The organism is Labilibaculum manganireducens (assembly GCF_002843385.1).
In the GTDB taxonomy this organism is placed as follows: domain Bacteria; phylum Bacteroidota; class Bacteroidia; order Bacteroidales; family Marinifilaceae; genus Labilibaculum; species Labilibaculum manganireducens.
Map to the genome: position 1 here is coordinate 41,509 of NZ_MVDE01000013.1, position 18,761 is coordinate 60,269.

Here is an 18,761-nt window from a genome sequence, read left to right on the forward strand (position 1 = left end):
CTTTACAATAGATCCTTTATTGCCGAATAGAAACACATCGTTTCTTAACTCAATATTCAGTTTATCCAGTTATTGAGATAACGACTTCTTATAAATGTGGTTTAACGTATTTATTTCTCTCAAAAGAAATTAATTCTCAAGTGCATTTAGCTTGTTAAAAGTCTTTTCAATTTCTGAAATTACCGGTTTTGAGATGCCACAATCCTGAGCTATGTACTTCCACTTCGAAAGGGCTTCTTTTACCTGCTCAATTATTAATTCAGGTTTCTTAATTCCAAAATGATCTGCCAATTTCAGCAAGTGCTTTTCTCCCGGACTCTTGCTCTCTCCCGCCACCATCGTACTATGTATGCCATAAGCCGAAGTAGAGAATGTGAGATCGTAGGCAGGTGCCATTTTCCAGTTTCTTTTGCCATCCATTAAAAAGGAGAAGTTTTTACTGTGATCATCCCGGTTGTGAGCAAATACGTTAAATGCAGCAAGCCGAAGAACTTTTTCATAGGCATTTACATGCTTTTCAAGTCGAAATGCACAATCCATCAAATGACCGTAATCCATAGTGCTCATTCTAAAATTATCGTGCATTAAACCACTGGCAGTATGCACATGAAGTCTGCCCGTTTCTGTTCTGTCGAAACGCCTGGTACCAAAGTAGGTTTGATCTGTTTTGCCATGAAACAATTGACATTCACTCATTTCTATTCCTGCTTTCAGAGCCATTTGATAGTAAGCATATTCAATTTTGGCAATTTCCTGATTATCCTGAGATGATGGGAATTTAATCAACCATTCTTCAAAACCATCCTGCATTTGATCATATCCATGAACCAGTTCGTTGTTTTGTTTATTGAAGCCTGCTAAAATTTTAGGACGGGCTCCACCTGAAGATCCTCCCAAAGCGAAAAGCTCTTCTATCATCTCTGTACTCTCCCCTTTTAGAACATGCTTCATCTCCTGAGCAATTGCATCCAATTCCAATTGCTTATCAAAATCATGTTTACCTTCCTGTTGCGGCTGATAACACAAAGCTCCCAATCCGGTCCTGCCCACATAAGCCAATCGATCCAAGGGTGTTAATCCATAAATATCAATTCCCTTGGAACTTAAACTTCTATCCAAGAGCAATCTGCCCCAGCCATCGGGTAATGAATCGTTAAAAACTCCGTAAAGTCCTTCAAATGGTTCTTTTTCAGCATTGTTTATTTCTCCGGTAAATGGAAGTTTTAGAGGTGAAATATTTAATCCTGTCTTTAAAAACTCCTGATGATATCGAAAATAAATCTGTCTGTTATTCACAACCAGCTCTCCTACCTCATAAGTTTTCCCTTCCAACTGAAGAGAGACCAATATGTTTCTTATCTCTTCCATTGTCTAAACTTTTGAAGTAAATAAATTCTCAATACCTGATTGATCTTCCTGAGCTTGAAACACCTTTTCAAAATCTTCAAGACGGTTCATTAAATGAGCCAATTTTAAAAGCGATTCCAATGAAATTTTTCCAGTGTTTTCAAAACGCTTCAGGCTTCCTAATGACACGCCTGAACGTTCAGCCATCTCAAACTGAGAAAGTTTTAATTGTTTGCGCAAAAGCTTATGGCGTTCTGCCAAGGCTCTGCTAATGTCTGATGGTGTTGTTGAAAGTGAATACATATAGTTAATATTTTAGCTAAAAATACACATTTAAAGCATAAATAGCTAATATATTAGTCCAGAACTTAATTGGATGTAGAAATAAAATTGATCCATTTTTTGCCATAAAAAAATCCTTCCGAAAATATCGAAAGGATTATTTTGTACCCAGGGCCGGGATCGAACCGGCACGGGTTGCCCCACTGGTGTTTGAGACCAGCGCGTCTACCAATTCCGCCACCTGGGCATTGCTTTTGAATGCGATGCAAATATAGATGTTTGTTTCAATCCAGCAAAACAAAAGCGGTCTTTTTTTTCAAAAAAAACACACCTCTAAGATCTCTGCAAAACGGGCAAACATCAGATGTGCTGAGCTTCATTTAATTATCACATACAAACTCCTGCTGTTTTATTTCTTCCGGCAACAGCATCAAAGAACAAAAGTGAGTCCAATATCGAAAAAGAAGATGCAATTCTCACTTTGCACGCAAAAACAACTTGGCAATTCACATCAGGATTCTCTATATTAGCATAAAGATTATTGATTTGTTATAATCTGTTTGCAAAACTACATTTGAGTAAACAAAATCAACACAAAACATAAACTAAAATTTTCTGACATGCCAAACTTAGCCACCAATTATCTTGGATTGGATTTAAGCAGTCCTATCATAGCTGCAAGTTCGGGTCTTACCGACTCTATTGAGAAATTAATTGAATTGGAAGTTCATGGCGCCGGAGCTATCGTTCTAAAATCCCTTTTCGAGGAAGAAATAATCATGGAAATGGATGAGAAAATACACGCCATGACCAGTCGTCCGTATGTATATCCTGAAACTTTCGACTACATGGATGAAGATCCTCAGGAAGATACCGTTCGAAAATACCTGCGATTGATAAAAGAAGCCAAAGCAGCCGTTTCTGTTCCTATTATTGCGAGCATAAACTGTGTAAGTGCTCAAAAATGGACTTATTTTGCCCGGGAAATTGAAAAAGCCGGTGCCGACGCTTTGGAAATTAATCTATTTGTTCTTCCTATGGATATGAACAGAACCGGTGATGAAAACGAGCAGATTTATTACGATGTTCTTAAAACTGTAAAAGATCAGGTTGCCTTGCCTATTGCCTTAAAAATAAGCCCGTATCATTCCAATCTATCCAATTTAATTAAGCGGCTTGACGATATGAATGTAGATGGTATTGTGATGTTCAATCGCTTTTACAGTCCTGATTTTGACATTAAAGATTTAAGTGTAACCAACGGTCAAATTTTATCGGGACCAGACGATTACAAGAACTCCTTACGATGGACAGGAATCATGTCGGAACGGGTAAAATGCTCCATTGCCGGCACGACAGGCATTCACACATCCGAAAGCATTATAAAACACCTGCTTGCCGGTGCCGATGCCGTTCAATTGGCCTCTGTACTATACAAAAACGGCCCCGAATACATTGATGTTCTATCGAAAGAGATTTATGCCTGGATGGAAGAGCATGGATTTAAAAGTATTCGCGACTTTAAAGGCAAAATGAGCCAATCTAAATCGAATGATCCGGCGGCTTTCGAAAGAGTGCAGTTCATGAAACAATTCCGGAACTTCGTGATGTAATTAAACAACCTCAAATTTCAATTCTCAATATCACCTAAACCCGAATCAAATACGATCCGGGTTTATTTTTACTCTTATTTAAACGAATCACATGACATATATCATAAGGAAAAAGACTTACAAGTGTTATATTGTAGGTTCGATGTAAAAACACGATAGTGCTAACCCCTTTTGGGCGGATAATTATACTTCCAACAAAAGACAAATCATACAAAAACATGAAACGTCCATGTATAAAACTTTCTGCGCACAGGGGGATGATTATAATGGTAAGTTCCATGTGGCAAAAACTTAAAATCATAGACACATGAAAGATTTTGGAGTTCAGGAAACACTTAAACGCTTAGGCATTGAACCAATTAATCAAGGAGTTTCGACAGGTACACATTGGTTCGATTGCAACGGAGCCGTAACCGAATCGGTTTCTCCCATTGATGGATCTGTAATCGCAAAAGTAAAAAATGCCAATGCAGCTGATTACGAAGAAGTGCTGGAGACTGCACAGGAAGCCTTTAAAGTGTGGCGCAAAATGCCGGCTCCCAAACGAGGCGAAATTGTCCGGCAAATTGGCAATGCTCTTCGCGATGCCAAAGATGATCTGGGAAAATTGGTTAGCCTCGAAATGGGAAAAATTTATCAGGAAGGACTAGGCGAAGTACAGGAAATGATCGATATCTGCGATTTTGCAGTGGGTCAGTCAAGAATGCTTTACGGATTTACCATGCATTCCGAGCGTCCGGATCATAAAATGATGGATCAGTATCATCCGCTGGGAATTGTGGGGGTAATTTCTGCTTTCAACTTCCCGGTTGCTGTTTGGGCATGGAACGCGATGCTGGCAGCGGTTTGCGGCGATGTGATTATCTGGAAACCCAGTTCGAAAGTACCTCTGTGTGCTCTGGCTTGTCACAACATCATTCAAAAAGTACTAAAAGACAACGATGTGCCCGAAGGTGTTTTCAACTTGGTAGTTGCAAAATCATCAGTAATGGGTGATAATTTTATAGAAGACAAACGTGTTCCTTTGATTTCGGTTACCGGATCGACAGCCATAGGCAAACGGGTTGCCGAAAAAGTGGGTGCCCGTTTGGGAAGAACCATTGCAGAATTGGGTGGCAACAACGCAATAATCATGGCTCCTTCGGCCGATTTAGATATGGCCATTCCGGGAATTGTATTCGGATCGGTTGGTACTGCCGGACAGAGATGCACCTCTACCCGACGTCTGATTATCCACGAAAGTATTTACGAAGATGTGAAAACCCGTTTGCTGCATGCGTACAAGCAGGTAGAAGGAAAAATTGGGAATCCACTTGATGAAAAAACATTGGTTGGCCCCGTAATTGACAACGGTGCGGTAGAAGTATACAAACACGCCATTGCCGAAGTGAAAAAAGCAGGCGGTAAAATTGTTTACGGCGATAAAGTGCTGGATGGTAATTTTGTGGTTCCTACCTTCTGCGAGGTTGAAAATCACTGGCAAATTGTTCAGGATGAATCATTTGTTCCGGTTCTATACATCATGAAATACAAAACCCTCGACGAAGCCATTCATTTGCACAATGATGTGCCTCAAGGTTTATCCTCATCGATTTTCACCATGAACATGCGCGAAGCTCAAACCTTTATTTCTGCTATTGGAAGCGATTGTGGAATTGCCAATGTAAACATTGGAACATCAGGAGCCGAAATTGGCGGTGCTTTTGGCGGCGAAAAGGAAACCGGCGGCGGACGTGAATCGGGTTCCGATTCCTGGAAAACATACATGAGAAGACAAACGAATACCATAAACTATGGCATAGACCTGCCATTGGCACAAGGAATTAAATTCGATTTTTAGACACAACACACCAAACACTTACATTTTAACAAATGCAAATACCTCAACAATCGTTGGGGTATTTTTTATGAATAAAGCTGTAATAGATGAAAGCAAGCGCTTTTTATCCCGACAGTTAGTGGTATCGTACCACGACAACCATTGGTATGCATCGACGACAACCAATGGTAAAGTACCACGACAGTGATTGTCGAAATACTGCCCTTGTCCTTGTAAGTATCACATTCCGAATCCGCTGGTTTTCAGAAATTCAGATATTAATTTTTATTTTTCCTGATACTTTTATCTTATTACTTAATGCTTTATCGGACAGAAAAATATAAATAACAGGACTACAACCAATTGCACGATACTTTAATTCGAATAAAGATGCAGAATATCCTACACATAATTTTTTAAACATTCGATAAATTGCTATTTTTGCTTCATTACTATTCCACGCAACCTACCAAATATGTTGAGAAAAATTTTAACCTGCTTACTAATTATTTTGCTTCTGACAATTACCGTTTTAGGCTATCTATACCTTCAAAAACAACGCGAATACAAAGGAATAGATCCTTTCTCGGCCATTCCGGTTAATTCCGAGATGATTATTCAATTTGAGAGTCTGGAAGATTTAATCACCAAATTGGAGAACAATACCGGTGCATGGAAAGAACTGAGCAAGTTCGATAAAATTGCTGACATCAATAAAAATCTTCAATTTATAGACAGCCTGATCAGTCATTTTGATTCGGAAGGCACTTTATCTTTGGATCGGTCGTTTACCATGGCGAGCCATTTGCAGGGTAAAAATGAAATTGAATACCTGTACATTCTTCCGATTACTGATTATCTGGAAGAAAAGAAAATTAAAAATGCCATCATTAATTGGGTTGGTTTGGACAGATCGGTTTCGGAACGGAAATACCACAACACAACATTATATAGTATTCCGCCTCAAAACCCAAAGGATAAAGGAATTCACTTTACTTTTTCGAAAGGATTATTCATTGCCAGCAGATCGATGTTACTGGTTGAAAATTCGGTGTTGCAGCTAAGTACTGAAAACTCCATTTGCAATTCGAAGGGCTTTGAACAAATTCGTCGTACAATCGGTAAAAATGTGGATGCCAACATCTTCCTGAACCTAAAAACCTTTCCTAAACAGGTTTCCTTATCTCTCGATAAAGATTACAGCAAATTTATACGAAACTATACCAATTTGGCGAACTGGACAGAGCTTGATCTTAGTTTCAGAAATAAAATTATTTTGCTAAACGGATTTACCTACAGCGATCCTCAGCAAGGCAACCTGATGAATCTGTTTCTTCAGCAGGAACCAGTTAAAATGGAAATGGAATCGATGATTCCATCGAGTACCAGTATTTTAGCCATACTGGGTATTGATGATGCTCCTTTACACAAAGGGAAATACCGGAAGTACCTTGATCAGATGGGGCAATTATCCGAATATCTGAAAAACATTAACGACGTAAAAAAGAAAACCGGAGTGGATTACGAAGAAGCAATCTATTCTATTATTTATAAAGAAGTTGGTATTGCTTTTACCGAAGGCCAAACCAACAAACGCTTTACCATTATACGAACTAAAAGTGCCAGCATTGCCAGGGAAAAAATGCTGGAAATGATTAATGGAAAGGCAAAAAAAGAACAACGCACTCTTGCCTACTACATGCGAACTTATCATCTCGACAAGGAAACCAGCTTCGATATTTTCAGATTGCCTGAAGACCAACTTCCGGAAAAGCTTTTTGGAACCTTCTTTGCCGGCGCCTCATCGGCCTACTTCACTTTTATCGATAATTACATGGTGATGGGACCTGATATCAGCTCTCTTTCGGAATTTATTAAAGAATCGGTTTTGGGTAAAACCCTGAATACCAATCAAACCTATATGGAAAACAAAGAGTTCCTGTCCAATAAGGCGAACTTTTATTTTTATGCTTCAACACCCAGAGCCAACGCCTTTATTTCAGGGTTCCTAAATGCCGGTTTGCAAAAGGAAATTCAAAACCACAAGCAGAGCGTAAATAAATTTCAGGCTGTCGGCCTGCAGTTAAGCTCGAACAGAAATCTGATTTACAATAACTTATTCATCGAATACGATCCGATACTAGAGTTGGCTCCTCAAACCGAATGGGAATCGAGGTTGGATACCTGCTTTGCTCACAAACCATATTTGGTTCAGAATCATTACACAAAAGAGAATGAAATTTTGGTTCAGGATATTAATAATCAGCTTTATCTTTTAAATCCTTCGGGACGTGTGTTATGGAAAAAAGCTTTGGAATCTAAAATCGTAGGGACGGTTCAGCAAATTGATCTATTTAAAAATGGCAAACTGCAGTATCTGTTTGCCACTAAAAACAAGCTTCATTTGGTAGATAGAAATGGCGACAACGTGGGAAATTACCCGATAAAACTAAAATTTGAGGCTGTTCAGGGTGTTTCTATCTTCGATTACGACAACAACAAAAATTATCGGTTTTTCATACCCTGCAAGGATAAAAATATTTATGCTTACACAAAAGATGGCAGGACTCTTACCGGTTGGAATCCGGCTAAAGCTGAAAATGAAATTAATTGCGAAATTCAGCACTTTCGGGTAAAAAACAAGGACTACATTGTTTATGCCGATCAATATCGCATTTACATTCTAAACCGTCGTGGCGAAGAAAGAATCAAATGCAAAGAACAGTTTTCAAAATCGAAGAACAATCCATTCTTTTTGGAGAAATCTGTTGGAAATATCAGCGACAGACTGGTGACAACAGACATGAATGGAAACATCTACTACTGCTATTTTGATGGAAGCATTGAGAAAAAAACATTCACACAACTATCCGATTCTCATTTTTTTACAGCTGCTGATATTGATACGGATGGCAGAAATGAATATCTGTTTGCTGATTACAATCTATTAAAGATATTTGACGATTCGGGAGAACAAATTCTCGAGAAAAAGTTCGATTCCAATATTAGCTTCCGACCAAATGTTTACAGCTTTTCGCGAAGAAACATTGAAATTGGAATTTGTCTGGAAGATGAGAACAAGATATTTCTGATTGATAAAGAGGGAAATAACCATGAAGGATTTCCTCTTAAAGGAAATACGGAATTCTCAATCGGCTTTTCAAAAACCGGTGATAAATCCTTTAATCTTTATGTAGGAGATAACCGAAACTTCCTTCTCAACTATTCCGTACAATAATCTTTTGTCATCAATAACGAAATATTCATGCACCAAAATCAATGCTCTGCACAAACTATTGATTTTTTTAGAATTTACAATCAGAGCCTAATAATTTATCATAGCATTATTAGGGTTTCAAATGCTTTGTTCGGTGCATTCTATATAAACGCATATAAAATAAAACAACTATGATATTAAAACTTAGATCCCTAATTCTATTCTTGCTTGCCGGCATTTTAGCCATTTCAACGCAATCCTGTTTTAACGGAGACGACTACGACTTCGACAAGCTTTCCGATAAAATAGACTGGACACCCAATATGATCGTTCCGGTTGGTTACGGAACCTATTCATTGTGGTATTTACTGAATCAGCATGAGGCAAACCCTGCCGATCAAACCATTACTCTTGATGCGGAAGGTATGCTTCACATCAAATACATGGAAGAAGATATTTTTTCTTACAATGTTGATGAAGTCCTGAACTTTCCCAATCAATCTGCCTTAAATTTAAGTTATTCTTTACCAAGTTTTGGTGTTGGCCTTCCTTATTCAGCTATTGCCGGATTAGGCTTAAGCGCACAAACAGATCAAATTCAGATTATCACGGGCAACACCGGCATTAAACTTTATGAATTGGATTTGGATGCAAACATTCGATTTGCTTTATCAAATCCTTTAAATACTGAGGTTGAAATCACCATTGCAATTCCTAATGGAACTCAAAATGGAAATCCAATCAATCAGACATATACCTTAGCTCCTAATGCAATAAATCAAATTGAAACCTTAAATCTGGCAAACCTAAATTTAGCTTTCAACACACCATACACTACCAATAACGATGTTGACATTACTTTTGACATTGATATTAAAGACAATGCCAGTCATATAATTAACAGTACTGGTGATCTGGGAATTAACCTAACTGTTCAAAACATCGTTTTCCAATTGGCTCAAGGCGATTTTGGAAATCAAATCATTACTCTCGATGCCGGAAACTTTGACATGAATGTTGATTTTTGGGATGACATTGAAGGTGATTACCAATTTGCTGATCCCCGCATTAATCTTGTCATGGAAAACTCTGTTGGAGTTCCGTTCCAAATTAATGCCAACATTACCGGTTATGCAACAGATGGAACTACGGCCTCATTAAACCCTAATGCTTTGCAACCGGCCTATCCCGATAAAGTATCTGTTACAAATCCGTTAACGATCGATGCAATATCAGAAACAATAACCTACGACAAAAACAATTCCGGTATTGTAGATTTAATGGCTCTGCCACCATCAGACAGATTGGAATATTCTGGAAATATTGCTTTAAACCCAGCTGGAGCCGTTGCTCCAACACCAACAACTCCAAACATCATCAGCAACAGTTCTGCTATTAATGTAGATATTGAAATTGATGTTCCTTTGGATTTTACGGCTACAAATCTGATGCTTAGAGATACAGTAAACGACATTGACATTAGCGATGCAGATAAAATTATGAATGCCGCCGTGGTTATCGTTACTGAAAACGGTTATCCGCTCGACGTAACAATCGATAAAATTTACTTTACTGATGCGGCTTACCATGTAATTGATTCCATTTCAGACAATCAAGTAATTGAGGCGGCAAGCGTATTTACATCTGGTGCCAATATCGGTGAAGTTGATCCTGACTCGGTAAAAGAGGTTGAGCATCAAATACAATTAAACCAAAGTCAGATAAAAAACCTGAACCAAACCAAAAATCTAATTATAAACGCTGGCGTAAGTACAGAAAATGATGGCGTTCCTGTAAAACTTAAGGGGGACTACGAACTCAAATTCACCTTATCTGTTCAGGCTCAAATCGATCTTAATAACTAAGTCCCCAGACACTCCGCTATGATTAAATTTATATACAAAACATCTATAGCAGGATTGATATTCCTGTTTTTATCTGTTTCGGCTTCAGCCCAAAAAATGAACAACACTTTGTATTTAATGCAAAATGTTCCTCAGTCAAATCAGTTGAATCCGGCCATTCAACCCGAATGCAAAGTCTTCGTTGGCTTTCCGGCGCTGAGTTCAATTTATCTGAATTACAGCAACAGCAGCTTTGCTTACAGCGATATTATTAAAGATGGTACAGGAATCCGAAAAGATTCTTTAGTTGTTGATATCAATAGCTTTCACGATGCATTGCAAACAACCAATTTTGTGTCGCAGCAATTTGAACTGACTCTTTTTGCCCTCGGAATACGCGCAAAAGATTACTTTTTCACTCTGGATGTGATTGAAAAGGAAGATTCCCGTTTCAGTTTCGATCAGGAAATGGTGACATTTTTGAAAGACGGCAACGCCTCATACAGAGGAAAAACTGCAAATTGGGGCGGACTGGGATTGGATGCAAGTTACTATCACGAAGTTGCCCTTGGTGTATCAAAAAAAATAAACGACAAATGGACGGTTGGTATCAAAGGAAAAATGCTGTTTGGTATTGCCAACATGCACATGGAAGATTCCGACATGTCTGTATTCACCTCTGCTTCCGGTAACGAGATTGTTTTAAATTCGGAACACCGTCTTCGAGTTTCCATGCCAATTAATCAAATCGGTTTGGATGCTGACGGATATGTGAACGACATTGACATAGATGGTGATAATTACGATGCAGATTTCTTCGCAAACACCGATAATAAAGGTTTTGCCGTTGATTTGGGTATGACTTACCAAATGGATGAAAAAACCCGCTTATATGCCAGTATATTGGATATAGGATCGATTAACTGGAAAACAGATGGTCATGAATTCTACCAAAATGGTTCGTTTACCTGGACGGGAGCCGATTGGTCGCAATCGGGAAATTCAAAAGACCCAAACTACAAAGAAATTGAAGATGTATTTGATGATTTAACAGACTCAATTGTTGACGAATTTCGCGTAACAAACGGAATAGATTCATACAAAGTTGGACTGCCTGCCAAAATATATTTAGGCGGAACACACGACCTTAACAAAAGGGTAAACGTAGGAGCATTAAGCAGAACCGAAATTTTTAACGGTAAAATTCAATCGTCATTAACCTTTTCGGCCAACGCACGTTTTTTCAGAAATCTTAGTACTACATTGAGTTACTCGGTGGTAAACCATTCGTACAACAACCTTGGTTTTGGATTGGCCGCCAAATTGGGTCCAACACAGTTTTATGTGGTTAGTGACAATGTAATGGCAGCCATTAAACCAAACACAGCTCACCTGGCAAACATTCGTTTCGGAATTAACTTTTTGTTTGGCTGTAAGGACAAAACAAAGAAAAAAGATTCCTGCTCTTTCGAGGATGAAGTTAAAAACAAGAAGAAGCCATTGTACAAATAAATAAAACGATTTTTTTACTCCATTACGGAGAGTTTACATCAATTTGAATTCGAGACTGCCTTGCGGGGCAGTCTTTTTTTTTGTTAACAACTCTGAAACCCGCGCGCAGGCTAGATGATTTTGTCGCAGGAAGGAGTAAAATGCTGCAGGAAGAGATGAAATTCCGCAGGAAGGACAATTTCCCCGCAGGATGTCTTAATTGATCCGCAGAACTGACAAAAACACCACAGAATAGAATGATTTGCCTGCAGAACGAACTTTTTTACCGCAGAAAAGCAATAATAGAGCAAGGATGTGTCTTATCCTGCAAATAGCTTTGACAGATTTTTAGTGTTTATTCGGGATAATTGCATCACTTGTAAACTTATCCTATCTAGGATGGTTAATATAGTATTCTCGAAGTAGTGCTCCTAAAAGAGAAATAAACTTGCAGTTGCTTACGGATTCTGCACTCTTTTTCTATTGTAGATTTTACACTTTGCAATAAAACAATCATTATATTTTTTAAGTAAGTATTCCATATAAGATTGCAGTAACAAACGCTAAAATCGCAATTGTAAATGAATAAATAGGAGCGTACCTTAATTTAACATCTCTATACTTCTGGATTATTTTCTCGTATCGATTATTATAGAATACCAAGAAATAATTCAAAACACCAAAAGGCAATGCAAACATGATAGTAAATGCAACAAATTTATTTATCATATCACTTATGAAAACATCTATTGTTATGAGTGGGATATTCAGTACATCAAAATATTTTAACCAAATAAAGATTATCCACCAATTTAATGCATGTATCCAAGTAATATATACAAATAAAGTAAATTTCCAATTCGTTCTATCTGGTTGATGCTTTTTAAAACTTATAATTGCATCAGACCATATCATATAATAAATATTCCTCATAAAATTTTACTCAAACCATTTATTATCATTATCACCATACCAAGTACTCGGACCATAATGTATGCCCAAATTAAAAGATACATCCCAAGTTAATCTAAGCGTTCCATAAATCGCAACCACTTCTCCAACTACAGGTATTTGTACACCGTAAAAATAAGAGGCTCCAGAAGCTAATATACCCATTGTTCCAACCCCAGCATCAACATAAGTAATCAGATGTGAATCTCCTTTAGCAATATCATAATAAGACATTCCTGTGGTTACAACATTTCCTACTTCTCCAATATATTTCAACGTTTTTGATGCATTTGCATAGCCTTGTGCTCTAGCTGATCTAATGCGTCCATTTGCCTTATAGATATTTTTTGTTAATCCATTAGTTGTTGTATAACTCGTATGATTATGCAACAATGTACTGTATGCTCCTTCCGTTGTTAAAGCTCCACCTAAGACATCTCTGCCTGTTATCCCTCCACTAGATACATCCTCACCAGTTACTGAAAAGAAACTTCCCTCTGAAGATTTCAGAAATGGCGCTTCTATATATTCCACACTTAACGATCCATCTTCATTTAAAACAAGACATGACCCCTCGGGTAAGTTTTTACCCAATGCTTTAAAATTTTCTGGATTGGCAAAGTAATTCGTAAAATGATACCTCATTTGCCCATCTTTGTCTACTATCGCGCGTAATTCCAAAATCATTTCGGGTGCTTCAATAATCATGGGTTTTACGGGAGGATAATGATGAATGGCCAGTCGAACCTTTACACCCCAATCAGAAACTTCGCTCTCGCAGCTATAACTTATTGGCTGAATGGGAAAACCCAATACCCGATCGATATTTTAATATTTATTTGGTACAATTGCATAGCAAATCACAACTTATAAACTCATACTATTTTGGGATGGACAATATTATATTCCCTTATTAACGCTCCCAAAAGGAAAAAGGATACAAATAAGAAGAGTAGATAGATGATACTGTAAACTTTTAGTTTCTTCTTTCTCTTATTCGGAAGTTCTTTACAGGATTTTATAATTACCAGGTATCTTTTTTTATTATTAACGTACAACAGTGCTATCGCAAAAATTACAAGTGCAAAATACTTATAGTACTCTCCGTAATAATTAAACCTAATTGGCAACATTAAATACTCAATCAGAGATAATAGAATGTAAAAATTAGCGGTGATAGCAAATGTAAGCATCCCTGTTGCAAAATATTGCGGAAATTCCTTTTCCTTAAAAATGGTAATGCAAAAAAAGTATGCTTTTGTAAATATGTATCTGTACAAATCCTTCATGCGAGTATTATTCAAAATATATATAATCAACCACAAATAATTTCCCTTCTAAAAAATTAGATCTAAACAAATATCTCCTTAAAAAAGAACCGAAATGTAAATCTTCCTCCATTTTAACATAATGAACTGTATGTAATTATTGAACCAAACCAAATGAGAACACTTATTACTAAGTATATCATAGCTAATTTTCCATTTCTATGTTGGTATTTTTCAATTAAACTCTTATATCTTTCCTTATGAAAAATCAAAAAATAATTTAATACCACGAAAGGGGATGCAAACTGCAAAACAAAACCTGTAACACTATTAACAATCGGGTTAGAGAAGAAAGCCACACTAATTAAATAAGAAAACATACCAGTAAATTTAATCCATAAATAAATAGTATACATATTAATCGCATTGCAAATTGTAAGTATTAAAAACAAGGTGAATTTCCAAGTTGGATCTTTCTTTTTATAATCTTTCGAATTAACAATTCCATCAACCCAAATCAAATAATATATATTCTTCATATATCCAAATTTACTCTTTAAAATAAATAAATTGCATTCCTGGATTAATATCATTTTCCATATAAAACTTTGTCATATCTAGCGTTAAATCGTAAAACAATCTTACTCCTGAATATATCGCCACGGCTTGACCAACGACCGGGATTCCATAAGTTGTCCATTGAAGTGCACCGGCATTTATTAATCCCACAGCCCCAAAAGTCGCATCTGAATAGTCTAAAAATGAACTATTCCCTGATGCGATATTATAACTTGAATTTGCAACCATAACCACTGTCCCTATATTACCTAAAAATTTAACAGCTTTGGATGCATTAGCAAATTTTGCTGCTCGTGCTGACCGAACCACCCCATTGCCTTTAAAGATATCCTTTGCCACTCCTTTAGTTGTGTTATAAGTAGTATGGTTATGTCCAAAATTATTGTAAATATCTTCAATAGCAAAAGCTGCTCCCATACCAAAAACTTCTGAACTTCCACAATCTCCTGCACTACCATGATCATGTGCTATAGTATGCATAGACTGCCCAGAACTAAAAGTGTTTTGGGCAGAAAATTCTCGTGAAGATTCCATTCCTGATTCATCAAAAGACTGAACACTTAACGAACCATCTTCGAGATAAATTAAACAGGAACCTTCGGGCAAATGATTCCCGAGTGCTTTTAAATCTGTTGGGTTGGCAAAATAATTAGTAAAGCGATATTCCATTCTGCCATCAGCATCTACTATTGCCCGCAATTCCAAAATCATTTCGGGTGCTTGAATAATCATTGGTTTTACCGGAGGATAATGATGAATGGCCACCCGAATGCTTACACCTCGCTCAGAAACACGCGTTTCACTACTATAGTTCATAGGTTGAATGGGAAAACCCAATACCCGATCGATATTTAGGTAGGTATGCATATTGTGCACATACTGCTGCATTTTATAATTGAGCTCCGACTGAAATGCATTTTGCGGGTTTACACTGGAGCTGGTGCACTGCCTTTTGGCAGCTTCCTGGGCAAATTGTATGCTCCGGCCAAGCTCTTGTATGGTATTGTAAAGTTTGTTATCCATGGCTATGAATTAATTTTAAGTCATCCTGTTTTTATGACCTCTACTAAAATCATAAAATAAATTATAGAGATCAAATTTATGAAAACAATATCACTAATCAAAATAGTTAATATTAGATTATATAGATTTTACCAATTCAAATTGTGATTAACAAAATTTCACCTTGCGTTAGGGATTGCAGTGGAAACCCCACAGCGAAAAATGAGCGAGGAGTTGCAGCGAAAAGCCTGCCCGCAGGGAACGCCCAAAAGCAAATGCCGAAGAACATCAAAAAAAAAAATGAAATGCTTATATTTGCCTTTCAAAACAAAAGAATATGGCATTTATTAGATTTATAATCATAGCTGTTGGGATCTACTACATATTAAAGTGGATTTTGAAGGCAATATTCCCGTTTTTAGTGAAGAAAACCTTCGATAAAATGCAGGAACAAGCCAAGCAGCAACAGCAGCAGCAAACAAGAAAAGAAGGTGAAGTAACCATTGATAAACCATCGGGCAAAACAGGCGATCCACACAAAAAAGATGTGGGCGACTATGTTGATTTCGAAGAAGTGGATGATTAAATCGTAAGTGAATAGCTATTGGTAGTTGGCCTTTAGCTTTTTAACATTACACTCACCTAAATTTATTATTCAAAATATCTATAAAAACGCTATAAATTAATTGGATGTAAATCCATTGAATCGTATTTTTGCCTTTCCGTTTGGAAATTATACAATGCTAACAGCCAATGGCTAAAAGCTAATAGCTTAAAAAATTAACCTCAAAATATAAGATTTATGGCTCAGGAAGATGTTTTCAAAAAACTGGTAGCTCATTGTAAAGAATACGGATTCGTGTTTCAATCATCGGAAATTTATGATGGATTGAGTGCCGTATATGACTATGCGCAGCTGGGTGTTGAATTGAAAAACAATATTAAAAAATACTGGTGGGATTCAATGGTGAAACTGCACGAAAATGTAGTGGGTATCGATTCGGCTATTTTTATGCATCCTACTATTTGGAAAGCTTCGGGCCACGTTGATGCTTTTAACGATCCGTTGATTGACAATAAAGATTCGAAAAAACGTTACAGAGCTGATGTTTTAATTGAGGATTTGCTGGCCAAATTCGAAGGCAAAATGGACAAGGAAGTTGAGAAGGCTAAGAAGAAATTTGGTGAAAGTTTCGACGAAGCTCAATTTCGTGCAACCAACCCGCGGGTATTAGCAAACAAAGAAAAAATGGATGCTGTGCATGCCCGTTTTGTTGAGGCTTTGGATAAGAATGACTTGGACGAATTAAAACAGATCATTATTGACAATGAAATTGTTTGCCCGATTTCGGGATCAAAAAACTGGACTGATGTTCGTCAGTTCAACCTAATGTTCTCTACCGATATGGGTTCTACCGCCGACGGAAGCAGTAAAATTTACCTTCGTCCGGAAACTGCACAGGGTATTTTCGTGAACTACCTAAACGTTCAGAAAACCGGTCGTATGAAGATTCCTTTCGGAATTGCCCAAATTGGTAAAGCATTCCGTAACGAGATTGTTGCCCGTCAGTTTATTTTCCGTATGCGTGAATTCGAACAAATGGAGCTTCAGTTCTTTGTTCGTCCGGGTGAGGAAATGAAATGGTTCGATGCATGGAAAACAACCCGAATGAGCTGGCACAAGGCTCTTGGTTTTGGCGAAGAAAAATACCGTTTCCACGATCACGATAAATTGGCTCATTATGCCAATGCAGCTACCGATGTTGAATTTAAATTTCCATTCGGATTTAAAGAGGTAGAGGGAATTCACTCCCGTACCGATTTCGATTTAAGTCAGCATCAGGAATATTCAGGTAAGAAAATTCAGTATTTCGATCCTGAGTTGAACAAAAGCTATGTTCCTTACGTGGTTGAGACTTCGATTGGAGTTGACCGTATGTTCCTTCAGATTATGTCGGAAGCATACATCGAAGAAAAAATTGAGAAAGAAGATGGTAAGGTTGACGAGCGTGTGGTACTTAAATTGCCTCTTGCTTTGGCTCCGGTTAAGCTTTGTGTGATGCCTTTGGTGAAAAAAGACGGCCTTCCGGATAAAGCCCGTGAAATTATCAACGACCTAAAATTCGATTTCAACTGTCAGTACGACGAAAAAGATTCAATTGGTAAGCGTTACCGCCGTCAGGATGCCATTGGTACTCCTTTCTGTGTAACTGTTGACCATCAGTCGTTGGAAGACAATACAGTTACCATTCGTCATCGCGACAGCATGGAACAGGAACGTGTCGAGATCTCTAAACTGTTTGCTATTGTTGAGGATCACGTAAGCATGAAAAAATTGTTCAAACAATTGAAATAGAGAACTGAGATTTGAGCTTTTAGATCTGAGAAATGAGATGATTTGCAAGGTGTAAATTACAAACTCAGGATGAACGGAACGAATCAACTAAATAGAGATTTAAATGGCCATTCTTTTACAGAATGGCCATTTTATTATTTAAAACAAATCATCATATGACCACATCGCCAAAGAAATTCTATTTCTTTAAATATAACTTTATACCCATCCTAACATTCACATATACAAAATCATAAAGTCGATCATTCGGATTAATCTCCTCCTGATAAACAACATTACCTTCCACCCATTCCTCAATACTTACTTTCCTGTACGTCCTGCTTTTGTTAGTTCCGGTAATTTGAAGGGAAGCGAACGGAGCAATAGGACGCCGTCTGTTCTTCGATGGATTAGGCAACCATTCCAATTCAATTGAGCCACCATAAACAAAGGATGGTTCTAACTGATAGGTATCTGTTTTTCTTGCCCGAACATTGGAATCATTGCTTCTCAAAATTATACTTGATTCAGTATTCTTAGAACTAGTTATAACACCTCCAAGCATTGTTCCCTGACACTTTAAACGTCCAAAAATCGTTTTTTCATAACCAAATCCACCCAAGTAGCTGTAAACGTTAATATCATCAACATATGAACAATCAGAATAATTCTCACCATTATCAAATTCATAGTTATGTCCATCCCAACTCCCTTTCAAGCTTACAAATACTTTATTCCACACAAAATACCGCAAGTCAACAGATGCTGACCTAGTCAAAAATTCAAACTTGACATCCAGATTTTTATATTGAACAAATACCCCCAAAGTTACTGATTCCTGATTATATGAATAAATGTCTTCTACTTTATTATTTTGTAAAATCTCCTGAATTTTTACCTGAGAGCTTAATCCCCATTTCAGATCCGTTTCCTGTGCACTTGAAACAAGAGTGTGTACCAACAACAACAATATCATGGCACTAATCCTTTTATATTTATTTAGCATGATAATC

The 18,761-nt window shown here is 37.3% G+C and carries 13 protein-coding genes and 1 tRNA gene; 7 read left to right on the forward strand and 7 right to left on the reverse strand.

All coding sequences use genetic code 11. From position 1 onward, the window contains the following. Positions 1-129: 129 nt before the first annotated feature. From BZG01_RS10145 to BZG01_RS10155, 3 genes are all read right to left on the reverse strand, one after another. Entirely contained in the window at positions 130-1,368 is a 1,239-nt protein-coding gene (locus BZG01_RS10145) for a type II toxin-antitoxin system HipA family toxin (RefSeq protein ID WP_101309723.1), read from the reverse strand. 3 nt (positions 1,369-1,371) lie between these two features. Then, the gene (locus tag BZG01_RS10150; protein WP_101309724.1) at positions 1,372-1,650 is read right to left on the reverse strand and encodes a helix-turn-helix domain-containing protein; all 279 of its coding nucleotides are present in this window, start codon (positions 1,648-1,650) and stop codon (positions 1,372-1,374) included. Positions 1,651-1,794: 144 nt separating this feature from the next. After that, a tRNA-Leu gene (locus tag BZG01_RS10155) sits at positions 1,795-1,876 on the reverse strand. Positions 1,877-2,249: 373 nt separating this feature from the next. On the opposite strand from BZG01_RS10155, the gene BZG01_RS10165 reads away from it, so the two are divergent. The 5 genes from BZG01_RS10165 to BZG01_RS10185 all read left to right on the forward strand — a co-directional run bounded on the left by BZG01_RS10165 (position 2,250) and on the right by BZG01_RS10185 (position 11,634). Next, a complete protein-coding gene (locus BZG01_RS10165; protein WP_101309726.1) occupies positions 2,250-3,242 on the forward strand; it encodes a dihydroorotate dehydrogenase-like protein in 993 nt (330 codons plus the stop codon). A 307-nt stretch (positions 3,243-3,549) separates the two neighbouring features. Next, positions 3,550-5,082, forward strand: coding sequence for an L-piperidine-6-carboxylate dehydrogenase (amaB, locus tag BZG01_RS10170; RefSeq protein WP_101309727.1), 1,533 nt, complete (start codon positions 3,550-3,552; stop codon positions 5,080-5,082). Positions 5,083-5,536: 454 nt separating this feature from the next. Next, on the forward strand, positions 5,537-8,299 hold the full coding sequence (locus BZG01_RS10175) for a hypothetical protein (RefSeq protein ID WP_101309728.1): 2,763 nt from the start codon (positions 5,537-5,539) through the stop codon (positions 8,297-8,299). Positions 8,300-8,469: 170 nt separating this feature from the next. Next, positions 8,470-10,143 carry a hypothetical protein gene (locus BZG01_RS10180; protein WP_101309729.1) on the forward strand — a complete coding sequence of 558 codons (1,674 nt, stop codon included), beginning with the start codon at positions 8,470-8,472 and terminating at the stop codon, positions 10,141-10,143. Between the two features lie 18 nt (positions 10,144-10,161). Further along, positions 10,162-11,634 (forward strand): DUF5723 family protein, encoded by a 1,473-nt coding sequence (locus BZG01_RS10185; protein WP_101309730.1) that lies wholly within the window; start codon positions 10,162-10,164, stop codon positions 11,632-11,634. A 918-nt stretch (positions 11,635-12,552) separates the two neighbouring features. Here BZG01_RS10185 and BZG01_RS10195 read toward each other — a convergent pair. The 3 genes from BZG01_RS10195 to BZG01_RS10210 all read right to left on the reverse strand — a co-directional run bounded on the left by BZG01_RS10195 (position 12,553) and on the right by BZG01_RS10210 (position 15,434). Beyond that, the gene (locus BZG01_RS10195; RefSeq protein WP_101309732.1) at positions 12,553-13,377 is read right to left on the reverse strand and encodes a hypothetical protein; all 825 of its coding nucleotides are present in this window, start codon (positions 13,375-13,377) and stop codon (positions 12,553-12,555) included. Positions 13,378-13,966: 589 nt separating this feature from the next. Next, the gene (locus tag BZG01_RS10205) at positions 13,967-14,371 is read right to left on the reverse strand and encodes a hypothetical protein (RefSeq protein ID WP_143470875.1); all 405 of its coding nucleotides are present in this window, start codon (positions 14,369-14,371) and stop codon (positions 13,967-13,969) included. 10 nt (positions 14,372-14,381) lie between these two features. Continuing rightward, positions 14,382-15,434: a hypothetical protein gene (locus BZG01_RS10210; protein WP_101309735.1), complete on the reverse strand. Its 1,053-nt coding sequence runs from the start codon at positions 15,432-15,434 to the stop codon at positions 14,382-14,384. 316 nt (positions 15,435-15,750) lie between these two features. Here BZG01_RS10210 and BZG01_RS10215 point away from each other — a divergent pair, with 316 nt between their 5' ends. Together BZG01_RS10215 and BZG01_RS10220 are read left to right on the forward strand one after the other, a co-directional pair. Then, positions 15,751-15,999 carry a DUF4834 family protein gene (locus BZG01_RS10215; protein WP_101309736.1) on the forward strand — a complete coding sequence of 83 codons (249 nt, stop codon included), beginning with the start codon at positions 15,751-15,753 and terminating at the stop codon, positions 15,997-15,999. Between the two features lie 216 nt (positions 16,000-16,215). Next, positions 16,216-17,769: a glycine--tRNA ligase gene (locus BZG01_RS10220; RefSeq protein ID WP_101309737.1), complete on the forward strand. Its 1,554-nt coding sequence runs from the start codon at positions 16,216-16,218 to the stop codon at positions 17,767-17,769. A gap of 178 nt (positions 17,770-17,947) precedes the next feature. Here BZG01_RS10220 and BZG01_RS10225 read toward each other — a convergent pair whose 3' ends face one another. Further along, positions 17,948-18,754 carry a hypothetical protein gene (locus tag BZG01_RS10225; RefSeq protein WP_143470876.1) on the reverse strand — a complete coding sequence of 269 codons (807 nt, stop codon included), beginning with the start codon at positions 18,752-18,754 and terminating at the stop codon, positions 17,948-17,950. Between the last annotated feature and the right edge of the window lie 7 nt (positions 18,755-18,761).

Bases quoted from the DNA above. Each gene is read 5' to 3' on its own strand.
- BZG01_RS10145 (WP_101309723.1), bottom strand. From the start codon at position 1,368: ATGGAAGAGATAAGAAACATATTGGTCTCTCTTCAGTTGGAAGGGAAA.
- BZG01_RS10150 (WP_101309724.1), bottom strand. From the start codon at position 1,650: ATGTATTCACTTTCAACAACACCATCAGACATTAGCAGAGCCTTGGCA.
- BZG01_RS10165 (WP_101309726.1), top strand. From the start codon at position 2,250: ATGCCAAACTTAGCCACCAATTATCTTGGATTGGATTTAAGCAGTCCT.
- amaB (WP_101309727.1), top strand. From the start codon at position 3,550: ATGAAAGATTTTGGAGTTCAGGAAACACTTAAACGCTTAGGCATTGAA.
- BZG01_RS10175 (WP_101309728.1), top strand. From the start codon at position 5,537: ATGTTGAGAAAAATTTTAACCTGCTTACTAATTATTTTGCTTCTGACA.
- BZG01_RS10180 (WP_101309729.1), top strand. From the start codon at position 8,470: ATGATATTAAAACTTAGATCCCTAATTCTATTCTTGCTTGCCGGCATT.
- BZG01_RS10185 (WP_101309730.1), top strand. From the start codon at position 10,162: ATGATTAAATTTATATACAAAACATCTATAGCAGGATTGATATTCCTG.
- BZG01_RS10205 (WP_143470875.1), bottom strand. From the start codon at position 14,371: ATGAAGAATATATATTATTTGATTTGGGTTGATGGAATTGTTAATTCG.
- BZG01_RS10210 (WP_101309735.1), bottom strand. From the start codon at position 15,434: ATGGATAACAAACTTTACAATACCATACAAGAGCTTGGCCGGAGCATA.
- BZG01_RS10215 (WP_101309736.1), top strand. From the start codon at position 15,751: ATGGCATTTATTAGATTTATAATCATAGCTGTTGGGATCTACTACATA.
- BZG01_RS10220 (WP_101309737.1), top strand. From the start codon at position 16,216: ATGGCTCAGGAAGATGTTTTCAAAAAACTGGTAGCTCATTGTAAAGAA.
- BZG01_RS10225 (WP_143470876.1), bottom strand. From the start codon at position 18,754: ATGCTAAATAAATATAAAAGGATTAGTGCCATGATATTGTTGTTGTTG.